This window comes from Nitratireductor lacus (assembly GCF_056431025.1).
Window position 1 is genome coordinate 135,958 of the sequence record NZ_JBWKMB010000010.1, and the last position, 13,569, is coordinate 149,526.

At 60.6% G+C, this 13,569-nt stretch carries 12 protein-coding genes; 4 read left to right on the forward strand and 8 right to left on the reverse strand.

The annotated features are described in order from the left end of the window. Positions 1-231: 231 nt before the first annotated feature. The 4 genes from AC07E3_RS10655 (at position 232) to AC07E3_RS10670 (ending at position 3,637) form a co-directional block, all read left to right on the forward strand. On the forward strand, positions 232-1,359 hold the full coding sequence (locus AC07E3_RS10655) for a site-2 protease family protein (RefSeq protein WP_223006055.1): 1,128 nt from the start codon (positions 232-234) through the stop codon (positions 1,357-1,359). 308 nt (positions 1,360-1,667) lie between these two features. Then, complete coding sequence (gene rnk / locus AC07E3_RS10660) at positions 1,668-2,075, forward strand: nucleoside diphosphate kinase regulator (protein ID WP_336069635.1); 408 nt, start codon at positions 1,668-1,670, stop codon at positions 2,073-2,075. Between the two features lie 140 nt (positions 2,076-2,215). Next, a complete protein-coding gene (locus tag AC07E3_RS10665; RefSeq protein ID WP_255606454.1) occupies positions 2,216-2,806 on the forward strand; it encodes a GreA/GreB family elongation factor in 591 nt (196 codons plus the stop codon). Between the two features lie 51 nt (positions 2,807-2,857). Beyond that, a complete protein-coding gene (locus AC07E3_RS10670) occupies positions 2,858-3,637 on the forward strand; it encodes a MerR family transcriptional regulator (RefSeq protein WP_478361774.1) in 780 nt (259 codons plus the stop codon). Positions 3,638-3,749: 112 nt separating this feature from the next. On the opposite strand, the gene soxR is transcribed toward AC07E3_RS10670, so the two are convergent. The 8 genes from soxR to AC07E3_RS10710 all read right to left on the reverse strand — a co-directional run bounded on the left by soxR (position 3,750) and on the right by AC07E3_RS10710 (position 13,553). Beyond that, positions 3,750-4,184, reverse strand: a complete 435-nt coding sequence (soxR, locus tag AC07E3_RS10675) for a redox-sensitive transcriptional activator SoxR (RefSeq protein WP_065815493.1) — start codon at positions 4,182-4,184, stop codon at positions 3,750-3,752. A gap of 147 nt (positions 4,185-4,331) precedes the next feature. Further along, positions 4,332-6,011 carry a formate--tetrahydrofolate ligase gene (locus AC07E3_RS10680; RefSeq protein WP_336069628.1) on the reverse strand — a complete coding sequence of 560 codons (1,680 nt, stop codon included), beginning with the start codon at positions 6,009-6,011 and terminating at the stop codon, positions 4,332-4,334. Positions 6,012-6,193: 182 nt separating this feature from the next. Further along, positions 6,194-7,318 carry a DUF2333 family protein gene (locus AC07E3_RS10685; RefSeq protein WP_478361777.1) on the reverse strand — a complete coding sequence of 375 codons (1,125 nt, stop codon included), beginning with the start codon at positions 7,316-7,318 and terminating at the stop codon, positions 6,194-6,196. A 33-nt stretch (positions 7,319-7,351) separates the two neighbouring features. Further along, entirely contained in the window at positions 7,352-8,638 is a 1,287-nt protein-coding gene (locus AC07E3_RS10690; RefSeq protein WP_478361778.1) for a DUF6638 family protein, read from the reverse strand. Next, a complete protein-coding gene (locus AC07E3_RS10695) occupies positions 8,635-8,988 on the reverse strand; it encodes a hypothetical protein (RefSeq protein WP_478361780.1) in 354 nt (117 codons plus the stop codon). Before AC07E3_RS10695 ends, AC07E3_RS10690 begins: the two co-directional genes overlap by 4 nt. Beyond that, positions 8,981-10,891, reverse strand: a complete 1,911-nt coding sequence (locus tag AC07E3_RS10700) for an AAA family ATPase (RefSeq protein ID WP_478361782.1) — start codon at positions 10,889-10,891, stop codon at positions 8,981-8,983. The genes AC07E3_RS10695 and AC07E3_RS10700 overlap by 8 nt, the downstream gene beginning before the upstream one ends. A 252-nt stretch (positions 10,892-11,143) precedes the next feature. After that, the gene (locus AC07E3_RS10705) at positions 11,144-12,292 is read right to left on the reverse strand and encodes a hypothetical protein (RefSeq protein WP_478361784.1); all 1,149 of its coding nucleotides are present in this window, start codon (positions 12,290-12,292) and stop codon (positions 11,144-11,146) included. A 172-nt stretch (positions 12,293-12,464) separates the two neighbouring features. Next, positions 12,465-13,553 (reverse strand): hypothetical protein, encoded by a 1,089-nt coding sequence (locus AC07E3_RS10710; RefSeq protein WP_336069615.1) that lies wholly within the window; start codon positions 13,551-13,553, stop codon positions 12,465-12,467. Positions 13,554-13,569: the final 16 nt, after the last annotated feature.

Here is a 13,569-nt window from a genome sequence, read left to right on the forward strand (position 1 = left end):
CTTCATGTCTTTCAAGATCTTGCGACAAAGTAGGCCGTGCAAATCAGGCCGATCCGAAGGACGATCGATAGACCGGCGACCTGCCGCGTCAAACCCCTTGACCGGGGGAAGGACCCCGCTCTGCGGGCTTCTCCTTGCATCTCTTGGTCTATCGAACGCCATTGTGGTCATATTAATTGGTCCTGACCCTAAATAAGGTATAGCCGTGTCTTTCCAACAGGAGCGATGTTCATGGGCTGGTCTTTCAACATCGGCAAAATCGGCGGCACGGTGCTGCGGGTTCATGTAACCTTCTTTCTTCTGCTGGTCTGGATCTGGTTCATGCACTACCAGATCGGCGGCAGTGCCGCCGCCTGGGAGGGCGTCGCCTTTATCCTTGCCGTGTTCGCCTGCGTGGTTCTGCACGAATTTGGCCATGCGCTGGCCGCCCGCCGCTACGGGATCAGGACGCCTGACATCACCTTGTTGCCCATCGGCGGGCTGGCGCGGCTGGAGCGAATGCCCGAAGAACCGATGCAGGAACTGGTGATCGCCATCGCCGGACCGCTGGTGAACGTTATCATCGCAGCGCTGATCATTTTCGCGCTCGGCGGCTCGGCCGGCATCGAGCAGATGATCCAGGTGGAGGATCCACGCGCCGACTTTCTGGTTCGCCTCGCCGGCGTGAACATTTTCCTCGTCCTGTTCAATCTCATTCCTGCCTTCCCGATGGATGGCGGGCGCGTGCTGCGCGCGCTCCTGGCAATCCGGCTGAGCTGGGCCAGAGCCACGCAAATCGCCGCCAATATCGGCCAGGGCCTCGCCTTTCTGTTCGGCTTTCTGGGACTGCTTTACAATCCGCTTCTGATCTTCATCGCCATCTTCGTCTATCTGGCAGCTTCGGCAGAAGCGCAGAACGCGCAGATTCGCAGCGTTGCGAACAGCGTTCTGGCGGGGGATGTGATGGTAAGAAAATTTGCCACGCTGGACCGCTCGGCGACCGTCGGCGAGGCAATCGACCTGCTTCTCGCCACAACGCAGAACGAGTTTCCGGTGGTCGACGGAAACGGCCATCTGGAGGGGTTGATCACGCGCAACGACATGATGCGCGTCCTTAAGGATGCCGGGCCGGATGCACCGGCAGCCAGTGCGATGCGCACCGGCCTTCCGACCGTTCACAGGCGGCAGAGCCTGACCGAAGGGGTGCGCCTGATGCAGGAAGCGCAGGCCCCGGCAGTGGCCGTTCTCGACAGTCATGACCGGCTTGTCGGCCTCATCACTCATGAAACGATCGGCGAGATGATCATGGTGCGCGCGGCAATGCCCGAAGGGTTTCGCTTCAAACGACGCACCGGTCGCAGCAGACAGGATCGAAGCTGATCCTGCAACGGTTCCACATTTACGGCTACCGCCTTGACATCGCCGCATCCGCGCACCACGTTTATGAGATGAGCACGAACCGAAAACACATTTCCGTTCTCTTCCGGGTATGTCCCATTGCGGGATATTGACCCCCGGTTCGGTGCTGTGCGCCTCCGAACCGAGGGGCGCTCTTCCGCCGATTGATCGAGGCGATCAAATCGAGCGGCGGAAACGGTTCTAGGGCGCATCACCAAGACTTTCTATGACAATTGAAGCCTCGCGGCATGAACCGAACGCATGCCCGCATGACACGCATGGACAAGCCAATGCAGCAGAAGACAGGGCGCAAGCCGAGCATCACGATTTCCGAGACCGACTATGAACGCCTGACCGGCCTGGCCGAGGCGCTGGAAGACCGCAATCCCGAAGCGTCGGAAACCATGATGGCCGAACTCGACCGGGCACGCGTGGTACGCGACGGTTCGCTTGCCTCGACCATCGTGCGCATGGGTTCGACCGTCGTCTACACGGCAGACGAAGGCCCCGAGAAGACGGTCACGCTCGTCTATCCAGGCGACGCGGACATCGAAAAGGGACGCATTTCCATCACCACCCCGGTGGGCACGGCCCTGATCGGGCTCAAGGAAGGCCAGTCAATCGACTGGGCCGCACGCACGGGCCAGACCCACAGGCTGACCGTGGTGCGCGTAACCCAGGCAGAAAACGCCGCCTGAGCCTGTCGCCATGTCCAGCCCCAATCTCCGCTTTTTCACGGGACATCTCCTGACGGGAGCCTAGCCCCTGCGTCATTCCCGGGCGCAGGGGCCGGACGACCGATGTTCAAGCTGCGCCGCCGACGCAAGGCTGCGCGGATTTGTCTGTTCGCGGTTTCCCCTCCCAGGACGCTGAAACCGCGCTGGAGATCGTGCAGGAGATTGCCGTGTGGACCGGACAGGGATGCATTCTTACCACCAAGGACTTCACCATCCTCGAATTCCTGCAGGAGCGCAGGCACAGGTTCGGTGAAACCTATGCCGCGCTTTTGCGCGCAAAACTCGACGCGGCTACAGTCATCTTCCGGGAAGACATGCCGGCTCACGTCACCACGCTGAACAGCCGTGTGCGTTTTCGCATCGGCGACGAGCCACCGCAGACGCGCATCATCAGCCATGACGAACTGCAGGGCTTCGTCGGCCTGACATTGCCACTGACGACATTGCGCGGGCTTGCGCTTCTGGGGCTCGCTGCAGGCGAGTCAATCGTCCTGCCGCGAGATGGCACAGCCGCGCCCGAGCGTGTTGTGCTTGAAGCGGTGCTTTACCAGCCCGAAGCCGCACGCAGAAAAATGCGCGCGACGAAACGTCCCGCGCTGCGCCTCGTCCACAGTGCGGACACAGGTACAGTCCCTCACCGCGCGGCTGTCATTTCCGGCGGTGACGACGATCCCGGACCGAGTGCTGCTTGACCCTCACGCTACGTGAGGGACTATCTCTCTCGTCCTGCGGAGGCACGAGCAATGAAGGAATGGACGGTCAGCGATGTGGCGAAGCTCGCCGGCATCTCGGTGCGGGCACTTCATCATTATGACGAGATCGGTCTCCTTCCCCCGGCGCGTGTCGGCGAAAACCGCTATCGCTACTACGGCGAGGAGGAACTGCTGCGCCTGCAACAGATCCTTCTTTACCGCGGGCTTGGACTGCCGCTCGAAACGATCGGCGCCATTCTCGACAGCCCGGATTTCGACGGTGTGGCGGCGCTGAAGCAACAGCGTCGCCTACTGGAAGCGGAAGCGAAGCGCCATCGCCAGCTTGTCAGGACGATCGACCGCACGATCGCCCATCTGAACGGAGAACGTGCGATGAAACATGAAGAGCTCTACAGAGGTTTCGTAGCGCCTGAAAAACAGGCTGAGTATGAGACATGGCTCACCGAGAGGTTCGGTGAATCGATCCGCGAGGAAATCGCTCCAGGCGGTTCATCGGCAAAGCAAACCGGCGAACAGGCCATGGCGGGGCACATGCAGGCGTTGGCCGCGATCGAGGCAGACCTCGTCAAGGCGATGCAAAACGGCACTGTTCCCGAAGCGCGAGCGCTCGACCCGCTTGTGGAACGGCATCGCGCCTGGGTCGCGCGGATGTGGGCGAAGCCCTGCCCGCCCAAGGCCTATGCCGGTCTCGCTGACATCTACGAAAACCACCCCGACTTCGTACAGCGCTACGAGACGCTGGGTGCTGGCTTTTCCAGATGGCTGCCGACCGCCATGCGCGCATGGGCAAGACGCATTAGGGAGGAGTAGAGCATTTTGCAGTCAGGTGAATTCACCGGACGTCCGCATGAATTCGGAAAAACAGACTGGTAGAGCGGAGCGGCGTTTCCGTGAAACGGTGAACCGGTCTAGCGCCGGAGCTTCACGCCCTGCCGCCGACCCAGTATCGCGGACCCGGCCCCATTCGCCCTGCCCGGTCGGCCGGGTTCGTCAGCGCGCAGGTTTCGAGCGACAGGCAACCGCAGGATATGCATTCGGTGAGGCCACGCTTCAGCCGTTCCATTTCCGCGATCCGTTCGTCTATGCGCTTCGTCCAGTTTTCCGAAAGGCGCGCCCAGTCATCGCCCCTGGGCACGTGGTCGGTTGGCAGCTTGCCAAGCTCCGCCTTGATCTCGTCGAGCGAAAGCCCCACCCGCTGGGCGAAAACGATGAAGGCCACGCGACGCAGCACGGCGCGCTCGTAGCGGCGATGGCCCGAGCCCGCTCGCTCGGAAGTAATCAACCCCCGCTCCTCGTAGTAGCGCAGGGCGGAGGCGGCAACGCCGCTGCGCCGCGAAACCTGGTTGATAGTGAGCATTGGCAGCCTCCCGTGTTGAGGCTGAGAATTTCACGATCGAGGCCAAACTTCAAGTGAACTTGAGTTTGTACCACATACGGGCCTGCGCTCTGTCCCCGTGCCGGCAGTTGGCGGGCCCGCAGCCCGCCCCCCATCAGACTCAACTTATCAGGAAAGTCCCTCGATCAGGCCGTTTTCATTGAGAAAAATATGCTCTGACGAAGGCACTCTCGGCAGGCCTGGCATGGTCATGATCTCGCCGCAGATCGCCACCACGAAACCGGCACCGGCGGAAAGCCGCACCTCGCGGATCGGCACCACATGCCCGGTCGGCGCACCGCGCAGATTGGGATCTGTGGAGAAGGAATACTGCGTCTTGGCCATGCAGACCGGCAGGTGGCCGTATCCCTGCTCTTCCCATTGCTTTAGCTGATTGCGCACGGACTTGTCGGCAATCGCCTCCGAGCCGCGATAGATGCGCTTCACCACCGTGTCGATCTTGTCGAAAAGCGGCATGTCATCGGGATAAAGCGGTGCGAACTGGGAGACTCCGCTTTCGGCCAGCGCCACCACCTTGTGTGCCAGTTCTTCGATACCGGCAGAGCCTTCAGCCCAGTGGCGGCACAAAACGGCTTCCTCCCCCTGCTCGGCCACATACGCCTTTACCGCCTCAATCTCGGCATCCGTGTCCGTATGAAAATGGTTGATGGCGACGATGGCCGGCACGCCGAACTGCTTCACATTTTCGATGTGGCGGCCAAGGTTGGCACAGCCCGCCTTGACGGATGCGACATCCTCGGTGCCCAGGTCTTCCTTCTTGACGCCGCCATTCATCTTGAGCGCCCGTACGGTGGCCACAATCACGGCGGCGGCGGGCTTGAGGCCTGCTTTGCGGCATTTGATGTCGAAGAATTTTTCCGCACCGAGATCGGCACCGAAACCGGCCTCCGTCACCACATAGTCGGCAATTTTCAGCGCCGTGGTGGTCGCCATCACCGAGTTGCAGCCATGGGCGATGTTGGCGAAGGGGCCGCCATGCACGAAAGCCGGATTGTTTTCCAGCGTCTGCACCAGATTGGGCTGAAGCGCGTCCTTGAGGAGCACGGTCATGGCGCCATCGGCCTTGATGTCGCGGGCGTGAACGGGGCTTTTGTCCCGGCGATAGCCGATGATGATGTCGCCGAGCCGCTTTTCGAGATCTTTCAGGTCCGTCGCAAGGCACAGAATGGCCATGACCTCGGAGGCCACGGTGATGTCGAAGCCCGCCTCGCGCGGGAAACCGTTGGCCACGCCACCAAGCGAACAGACGATCTCGCGAAGCGCCCGGTCGTTCATGTCCATGACACGCCGCCATGCGACGCGGCGCGTGTCGATCTCCTGGGCATTGCCCCAGTAGATATGGTTGTCGATCAGCGCCGAAAGAAGGTTGTGGGCCGATGTGATGGCGTGGAAATCGCCGGTGAAGTGGAGGTTCATGTCCTCCATCGGAACCACCTGGGCATAGCCGCCGCCGGCCGCCCCGCCCTTGACGCCGAAGCACGGGCCAAGCGAGGCCTCGCGGATGCAGATCGCCGCCTTCTTGCCGATGCGGTTCAGACCATCGCCCAGACCGACGGTGGTGGTGGTCTTGCCTTCACCCGCCGGCGTCGGGTTGATCGCCGTGACGAGGATCAGCCTGCCGTTCCCGTTCTTGCGGGCCTCTGCGATGAACTCGGCCGAAACCTTCGCCTTGTCATGGCCATAGGGAAGTAGGTGTTCGGACGGAATGTCGAGCCGCGCCCCGATTTCCTGGATCGGCTTCTTCTTCGCCGCGCGGGCGATCTCGATATCGGATTTCACTTCGGCCATGACGATGATTTCCTCTCCCGGTGGTCCGCAACGTTTGCCGACTGGCATAAAGCCGCGAATTATAAACGTCCACCGTCGCAAAAGAGGCGCGCAATGCGTGAAATGCGACAGGGCATGTGCGACGGTGGCAATGAAGCGGTAGGCGTGGCAGACATCTGCGCCCGCCCCGCATGCCGGTTGACCTACCGATCCAGAACCAGGCGCAGTTCCACGAGATTGGAGCGCACACGCAGAATGTAGAAGCCCATCGTGGCAAGATGTGTGGGCATGATCCAGCCATCCTCACGCCCATTGGAAATGATGAAGGGCTGCACGTTGAGCGCCGCCCGGAACTGCTCTTCCGTCGTGTCCCAGAGCGAGCCCAGCGAACGCTGCTTGATCACATCTTCGAAGTCGGCACCCGCCGCTTTCAGAAGGCCGTAATAAGCGTAGAGCTGGCCATAGGCGAACCAGAAACGATCATCCGCACGCGTGTCGAACCAGCCGGAATTGTAATTTTCCGAACGCTGGCGCAGAAGATCGGAGGTCGAGCCCAGATCGCTCGCAATGCGGTCGAGATACTGGATCAGATTGTCGGCACGCGCATCGAACACGGCATCGCAGCTCTCAAGCCGGCCGTTGAAGCTGCGCAAATCGCGAATGGCGGAGCGATAGAAACTCGGGGTGGGCGTCTTGGGCCCAAAGGGGCTCAGGCCGAAATACCAGGTTTCCTCATCGAAGGTGAGCGCGCCGCGCGCATTCTGCAGATCGCGGTCGATCTGCGAAGTACCACGCACGCGGCCAAGCGCATCGACGAGTTCGATGGCGCTGCGGCGAACGGCCTGATTGATGCCGCGCTGGAACGATGCCTTGTTGTCGAAGAAGGGCGTGTCGTCCCAGTCGAGCACGAAGAAAAAGCCGAGCTTGTAAAGCAGCATGGAAGAAATCCATGCATTTTCGTTGACGTTGAAATCCGTGAGGTCAGCCGTGACGTCGACAATGGCGGACCGTCCGCAGGTGCGCGTCTCGCCGCCCTGTGTGGCCGCTGTCTGCTCGCCGGCGGAAACGCCACGCGCGTCAAGATTGTATTCCTCGACATAGTCGGGATTGAATCCGGTCCATGCCTGCGTCTGCCAGAAGAAATAGCCGTAAAAGCCAACGATCGCGAGCAGCACGAATCCAATGGAACCGCGAATGATCCAGCCGCGCCGCGTATACCAGCGCCCGGCGGCCAGAAAGGGCCACAGGATCCACGCGATCAACAGCCCGATGCCACGGCCGATCCAGTGAAACACCCGGGTGAAGAAATCAACGATCGGATCGAGCACGAAACGCCTCCCTCAGGCGATTTGGGTCCAGGATCAGGTTTCCAGACCATAGAGACGCTTCCGTAGCGCCGGTTTGTCCATGAGATATGCGGTTTTGAGCCGCGCCACAACATATTCGCGCCAGGCTTGCGGCCAGGTTTCGTAATCGCGGTAAAAACCCTGCTTGTTGAAAACGTAACGGGCGATGAAATCGGACGGCACGAAATCGGAAATCAGCCGGTTGGTGAGCCAGGCATCCTTGTGCGCCGGATCTGCGCGGGTGACAAGAAAGCGTTCACGCGCCGGAATTTCTTCGATCTTGAGCGTGCCCGTCTGGGTGATTTCGCGCACGGCGGCGTTGAGAAGCGGAACACTCCCCTCACCGGCAACCAGTTTCGCGTTGCGGTGCGTCCAGGTCTGCAGCCACACCGGATCGATGCGAGCGAAATCGGTATCCGGCTCCTCGCGCCGGATCAGATCAAGCAGTACCATCTCGCCGCGATGGGCGAGATAGTTCGAGCGTTCGATCCATGAGGCGCGGGGGAGCTGGATGCGGCCCGTTTCTGCCAGGAATCGGAAGATGCGCGCTGGATCGTCCTTCGACAGATAGCTCACCTGCCAGGGCCGCGAGCGGCGGAAGCCCGGCGTCGCAGGATCTGCGATCACCGTTGTGGTGTTTGGATCGGTGAATATATAGACACCGCCGAAATGGCTCGTCCAATAGGCATCGTGCCGGAACACGACCTGTTCGGGCACAAGACTGTTTTCGCGGATGTCGCCGGTTTCACGCGCCAAAGCAACCATGCGGTTGAGCAGTTCGTCGTCACGCCAGGCGTCGGGCTCATGCTTCACACGGTCGGCAAGCCGGCCAAGCTCCGCGGCCTTGCCGAGCAGGTCTTCGGCGGAGAGAACCTTGAACTCCACCTGCGCGATGGAGAGCAGATCCTCAATATCGCGCACCTGATTTACCTGCTCCTCGATCTCACCATAGACCACATCCTTGATTGTGATGGCATTGATGGCGCGCGCATTGGCCATCATGAATTCGTAGACGAGCTGCGAGGTGTTGGAGAAGGCCGTGTGCACCACGGGCAATTTGATCTGCGCCGGGGTGAGGATGATAAAGCGGCGATTGACACCATTGGGGTCGAGATACTGCGCGTCGTCCAGCTCCTCGGCAATCTGCGGCGAGAAGCCGGTGCGGTCGATCTCGAAGGAAGCGAGTTTCGTCTGCGGCACGCCGAAGGCATCGAGCGCCTTGTTGTAGCGTGCGATCAGATGGGATTCTTCTATCTTCAGGAGCCGACCGAAGATGAGATCGTTTTCGCGGAGGAGGTTCATTTCAGCACGATCACAACTAACAAAAAAACTATCAATGCTGACAAAGCTAATGAACGCCGGGATAATTTTTCAATCTCGGCCTCTAATAAACATATTTTATCAAGAGCTTGTCCCGAATTAAGCGCACCAGACAAAGATTCTCTTCGAGTCCTTATAAGTAATCCATCTCTATCAATTTCAGTTATATTTTCCGTATTACTATCAAATTCGCCAGTTTCCCAACTTACTTCGTTACCGGCACGAAGTGCGTTTTCAGTAGACCACCGGTATTCCCCTGACGCTTTGAGTTCCTCAATCTCAGCATCAAGCGCGCTGTGTTTCCGCTTAAGAATCTCAAGAAAATCACCCATCCCAAACACCCCTCGCCTTCATGTCCTCGATCTCGCGCAGGGCGCGTTCGCGCAGGCGCTGGTCGCGGACGATGGTGGAGACGGCCGCATCGTCCGACCGGTCCGAGTAGCGGAACTCCGAATCCGCGTAGCGGTTGATCTCCTGCATCACCATGTCCATCGTGAATGGCCGGCGCAGTTCGGCGATCATCGCTTTCTTCTCATCATAGCTTTTGCGCATGAAAGCATCGGGCGTCTCGAACCATTCGTCCGGAAGCTCGATGTCCATGGCGCGCATCTTGATCGCGTCGGTGATGTTCTTGATCGCGCGGCCGGTAAAGCGTGGCTCTGCCAGCTTGATCTCGTGCAGATAAGCGCCGATATCCGTGAGCGTCTTCGGCTCGCCGCGATCGTTCAGGAAGCGCTCATAGACCTTTGCAAGCCCTTCTTCCTGCGGCTTCGAATGCGCCTCATAGGCGGTTTCGACCGCGCGCTTGATTTCCTGTGTTGCAAACGGCTCGTGCTCGCCAAGCGGGATCGAATGGTTCTTGCCGGCCAGAAGCACGAAAATGTCGACATAGTCCTCAAACGTCTGCGGCCCGTCGACCAGCCAGCGCGCGCCGGCGCGCTGGCGCAGCGCGTCGTCCACATTCTCCGGATAGTTGGAGAACATGCCGAAGGAGCAATTGCCGCGAACCACGGTGCCCGCACCCGCAAAGCTCTCCATCAAAACGCCCGTCACCTCCTGCTGGCCGGCGGAGGCGCGGTCGTCGGAGCGCTTGGCCGCCACCTGATCGATGTCGTCGATGGTGCCGAAGCCGATGGCGCGCGGGCTCAGCACATTTTCCACGAACTGCTTGCAGTTCTGCCCCGACTTTCCCTGATAGGAGGAAATCTGGTCGACGCCGAAATTCTCATAGTGGAAAGGCACGCCCGCGATCTGACAGTAATCGTTCAAAAGCCCGGCGGTCATCTGGATGAGGATGGTCTTGCCGGTGCCCGGCGCGCCATCGCCGATGAAGGTGAACAGAAAGCCCCCCAGCTCCACGAACGGGTTGAGCTGACGGTCGAAATCATAGGCCATCAGCATCTTGGCGAGCTTCATGGCCTGATATTTGGCGATGTGATTGCCGATGATCTCGTTGGGCTTCTTGAAGGTCATGACGAGCGGCTTGCGCCGGCTGCCCGGTGCGACGTCGAACCCGTCCAGCGCGAAATCGTCGGCCTCAAGCCGCATATGCGTGTCTTCAAACGCACCGAGGCCGGTGAAACGGCTGCGCCGCTGCAAAAGCCCCTCGATTGCGACGCGGGCAAGCGCGCGGGCGCGCGCCGTCATCGCAGTGTCGTCGGCGGCACCCGAGATCGCGCCATCGAGCGCGGCAAGAACGCTTTTGAGCGCGTCCTGCGGCGTATCGAACTGGAAATCCGGCTCATCCGTGTCGTTCACGGGTTCACTGTCGGCGTCGAGCATCTGCAGGAGATAGGATGAGAGCGTGAAGGCGGCGACATAGGCCGAAGCCTGCAGGAGCGCGTGATAGGTCTGTGCCGTATCGCCCTCAAGCGGGCTGCGGGCATTCCGTTCCTGAAGGCTTTCAAGCTCGGTCGAGCGTGCAAAGACATCGGCAACGGCCAGCGCCACCGCCACCCCGCGCCGAGCGCGGAAAAGAAGCGTGTGCTGTGGTATCGAGAGCATCGGGTCGCCCTGACGGATGGCGGCGATGGTTTTCGCCAGCTCCACCTCGCGCGTCCTGCGCAGCGCGCCGGTGGAAACGGTCGACACGAAGCGCCGCCCGGTGCCGGCAAGCTCGGTGCCGGAGCGACCGCCATCAGCCTGCAGAACCACGAAGCGCGTCACAAGGCTCTGCGCCGTCGCCCGGTGCTTCTCGATGTCTTTCTCGTCGATGGTCGTCAGGCCGGTGTCCATGGAAATTCCTGATCTGTCGGGCAGTGGGACCGCCCGTGATGCACAACGCCAGCGGCCATCGCCCTTCTCCCCGCCTGCGGGGAGAAGGTGCCGGCAGGCGGATGAGGGGCATGCGGCGTCTCGGGCGGAAAGACGCCCATGCCTTGCCAAACTTTCACCCCTGGCGCTCGCCCCTCATCCTCACCTTCTCCCCGCAGGCGGGGAGAAGGGGGCGCAAACGCTGGCGCATAGCCTTCTGCCGGGGCGACGCTGCTACACATCCGTGATCACCCGCCCGCCCGAAATGACGTGCACGTCGTAGCCTTCGAAAATCTTCCGCGCCTCGCCGGCAGCGTAGAGCGCCTGATAGGCCTCATGCGGCACAAGCGCGTGCTGTTCATAGGCGCTCACGCCCATGCGGGCCGCATCAAGATCGTCAGTATCGATGAAAAACTCCTCGCGCGCCGGCTGGCTGGACCACAGCCCCTTGCGCGCCGGGCGCTCGGTCTTGGAATAGACCTCCTGCACCGTCCAGGTGAGAAGCCACGCATTTTCCTGCCGGCGCACCTTGCCAAGCACTTCCGAGACGGTCGAATTGTTCTCCGTGATACCGGCCGTGTAGAACGGCCCCAGCACCACCCGGCGCAATTGCTTGGGGTGGAGGTGGTCGAAATCCTTGTCGAGATTACCCGCAATCGTGGCCGGCGAAAGGGAATAGGCGGAGTTTTTCTCGGCAAAACCGTCGAACTGATGGGCGAGTTCCGGATTGAGCAGACCGCCCACCGGCAGGCCAATCTCGACATCGTCGTTGAGCCTGCCATCGTCGGAAACAAGCGCCTTGATCATCGCTGGAGATGAATCCTCGACCGCCGCCATATAGACCATGGGAAGGCTCGAACTTCCGTCAAAAGCGCCCCAGTGCACCAGATAATAAGGCCGTTTTGTCTTGGGATTCACCGAAACGCGCACCGTTTCCGGCAGAATGAAGGGCGAAAACACATTGCCCGCCTTCAATTGCTCCAGATAGAGGCGCTCGGCCATGGAACGCTGGAGGTCTGCCGGAAATTCGCGATGGCGCAGGATGAAATCGACCATCTCGGCACGCAGTTCATCGGGACCCGATATACCGGCAAGACGCTTGTCGGCCTGACGCCGATCGTTTTCCAGTTCAAGCACGCTCTGGAAAACCGGGTAGCCGCTTTCGGCGCGCTGAATACGGAATTTCTCCATGAAACCGAGACGGTTCTGCCAGCACTCGAAAGAGCGCTCCAACCGGCCGATATAGGGTGAGACGACCTCGGCCACGAGACCGTGCGACTGGAAAGGCGATGCGGACCGGTCGCCAAAATAGACGCCGAGCCCCTGAAGAGCGGCCGCGATGGCGTCGAAATAGCGTGCAGCGGCGTCAGGAACGGCGTTCATTCAAAAGACCTGTTCTGGGACCTTGGCGCCCGCTCCTCATCCGCCTGCCGGCTCCGTCTCCCCGCTCGCGGGGAGAAGGAGGATGGCCGCAACGTATAGGTCCCCCTCTCCCCGCCAGCGGGGAGAGGGTAAGGGTGAGGCTCGGCATTGAAGGTGCGCACACCGTATCTCGTCACGCCCGAACGTAGTTGGCTGCGTCGTGTTTCTTCATCACGTCTTCGAAACGGCGGGCGAAGGCATCGTCGGCGAGCTTCTTGCGGCGCTGGATGTCGGCGGTGGTGACCATGTTTTTCTCGTGTAGCTCAAGCAGGTCGCCAATGTGCCGCTGCGCGGCTGCGCCGATGCCGGCCATCGTCTCCTCGGCGGTGTTGTCGACCTTCGAGCCGAGAGTGTTGATGCGGTGGGCCACATCCTGCTGGGCTGCGGTCTTCAGCGAATCTTCGAGCGCCTTGTAGAGAACGATGCGCTGTTCGGTGTCGATGGTGAGCTTGTTGATCAGCGTCGACTGGGCGGCGATCTGGTTGTTGAGCGAATCCACGAAGGTCTGGAACATGGAGGTGTAGCGCTCGAGCGTCTGGCTTTCGGCAAGCAGCTCCTGCTCCTTCGCCTGCGCCTCATTGTATTCGGTGGCAAGCTTCGAGCGTTCCCCCTCGAGCGCCGCGCGATCCTTCTGGCTCGTGGAGGCGGCGATGCGGTTTTCGATGTCGAGCAGCATCGGGTTCAGTTCCTCGATGCGCTTCTGAGTGGCCTCCAGGGTCTCCATCGTGATTTTGCGCCGCTCGATAACCTTGGCAAGGCTTGCCTCGGAGGTTTGATAGCGTTCCTCGAGAACCTGCTTCTGATCCTTCAGAATACCGGTGATGGTGTCCGACTTTGAAAGCAGTTCCTGCAGATTGCCGGCCAGCGACATGTTGCGGACGCGCTCTGTGCGCATGCGCTGCTTCTTCTGCTTGGAAAAGATGCCGATGAAGTTTTCCCAACCGGTGTAACTCTTCATGCTCTCGAATTCGGAGCCGAAGACATTGGTGGCATCCTCAAGGCCGATGATCAGGTCGGCGATGTTGGTCTCCATCACCTTCTGCTGCGTGAGCACATCCTGAATGCGGGCATTCTCAATGTCGAAATCGGCCTGGCCGATCTTTTCATCGGTGCGCGCCAGCTTGTCGAGAACGGTGCCCGACTGCTCGATCTTCGAGCGCATCTCGTCGACCACCTCACGGGTCTTCGCGATCTCCGTGTCGAAATTCTGCAAGGTGGCCATGATGATACGCTCCGCA

What these genes read in the sequence shown, in the direction of transcription:
- AC07E3_RS10655 (WP_223006055.1), top strand. Translation starts at nt 232, where the DNA reads ATGGGCTGGTCTTTCAACATCGGCAAAATCGGCGGCACGGTGCTGCGG.
- rnk (WP_336069635.1), top strand. Translation starts at nt 1,668, where the DNA reads ATGCAGCAGAAGACAGGGCGCAAGCCGAGCATCACGATTTCCGAGACC.
- AC07E3_RS10670 (WP_478361774.1), top strand. Translation starts at nt 2,858, where the DNA reads ATGAAGGAATGGACGGTCAGCGATGTGGCGAAGCTCGCCGGCATCTCG.
- soxR (WP_065815493.1), bottom strand. Translation starts at nt 4,184, where the DNA reads ATGCTCACTATCAACCAGGTTTCGCGGCGCAGCGGCGTTGCCGCCTCC.
- AC07E3_RS10680 (WP_336069628.1), bottom strand. Translation starts at nt 6,011, where the DNA reads ATGGCCGAAGTGAAATCCGATATCGAGATCGCCCGCGCGGCGAAGAAG.
- AC07E3_RS10690 (WP_478361778.1), bottom strand. Translation starts at nt 8,638, where the DNA reads ATGAACCTCCTCCGCGAAAACGATCTCATCTTCGGTCGGCTCCTGAAG.
- AC07E3_RS10695 (WP_478361780.1), bottom strand. Translation starts at nt 8,988, where the DNA reads ATGGGTGATTTTCTTGAGATTCTTAAGCGGAAACACAGCGCGCTTGAT.
- AC07E3_RS10700 (WP_478361782.1), bottom strand. Translation starts at nt 10,891, where the DNA reads ATGGACACCGGCCTGACGACCATCGACGAGAAAGACATCGAGAAGCAC.
- AC07E3_RS10705 (WP_478361784.1), bottom strand. Translation starts at nt 12,292, where the DNA reads ATGAACGCCGTTCCTGACGCCGCTGCACGCTATTTCGACGCCATCGCG.
- AC07E3_RS10710 (WP_336069615.1), bottom strand. Translation starts at nt 13,553, where the DNA reads ATGGCCACCTTGCAGAATTTCGACACGGAGATCGCGAAGACCCGTGAG.